The organism is Gemmatimonadales bacterium, assembly GCA_030697825.1.
GTDB lineage: Bacteria > Gemmatimonadota > Gemmatimonadetes > Gemmatimonadales > JACORV01 > JACORV01.
In genome coordinates this window covers 1-1040 of the sequence record JAUYOW010000307.1, presented here as the reverse complement: position 1 = coordinate 1040, position 1040 = coordinate 1, and the positions used below count along the sequence as shown (strand labels likewise).

Annotated in this window: 1 protein-coding gene; it reads right to left on the bottom strand. The window is 72.6% G+C overall.

Annotation, left to right across the window (positions count from 1 at the left end; translation table 11 throughout):
• Positions 1–105: 105 nt before the first annotated feature.
• Positions 106–1040 (bottom strand): prolipoprotein diacylglyceryl transferase (locus tag Q8Q85_14930; GenBank protein MDP3775552.1); only part of this gene is annotated, 935 nt, incomplete at its 5' end.

Below are 1040 nucleotides of genomic sequence, written 5' to 3'. Positions count from 1 at the left end.
GGAAAGCGGACTTGCTGGAGAAGTTGTTGGAGAAGGAAGTGGTGGTGCGCGCCGCGGCGGTCGCGGAGACCAAGAAAGCGTCCTGACGGCGGTGCGCCGGCGCCGTCAGGTCAACCTTGCCAGCCGCCGGTTCGAGCGCGGGAAGTCCACGCCGTACGCCGCGTACGCGGCAACACCGACCACGAGCAGGATCGGGATCACCGCCGGATCGAGCCCCGCCACGGCCGGCGCCCGCCGCGCACCCAGCGCGGTGATGGCCGCGCCACCCACCACGAACGCGATCGCCAGCCACTGGTAGAGCCGCAGGCCGAAGTACTCGGCCGTCTGGGGTTCACCGCGGAAGTGCTCTTCCATGAATCGCCCCGCGCCCGCCAGTACGAAATAGAGGCCGACGATCAGCGGCAGCGGCGCGGACACCATCCAGAGACGCCAGAGCACCGCCGCCACCACGAGCATCCAGAGCAGCGAGTACAGCGGTGTGGGATAGACCGGCGTCCCCGCGAGACCGGCCAGCCGCACCACCCGCGAGCGCGGGTGGTGGTAGCGGATCCCCAGCGCATCCGGCGAGGCCCGACCGTGACAGCAGCCCTGCACCAGGCAGCGGAGCCGGCCGATCGCCTGGGTCACCGATCCGCCGACGGCGCTCGCCGCGAGGATCGTCCAACCATTCGCGCCCACCAGCGACGCCGTCACCGCGACGGCAAGGCCGCCCGCGACCCCGCCGAAGTACCCGTACGGCCGCAGCAGCTGCGGTGAGCCTTCGACCAGCTGCGCCCACGCCCCGGCACCGGCGATCGACACGATCGAGACCGCGGCGAGCCAGCCGAGCTGCCCTGGCCCCGCGAGGCTGACCGCGACGGCCAGCCCGGCGATCGCGGCCGCGCCGGCGTACAGACCGTGACTCAACAGCCGGACCGGGCCGAGCGACGCCTCGCGCCACGAGTTCGCGACGTGCTCGGCAACGCGCAGGCAGCAACGCCCGATCGCCCGGTCGCGCGTCAGCAGGCCGTAAGCCGCGAAGCCGCCGGCCACGTCGAGCA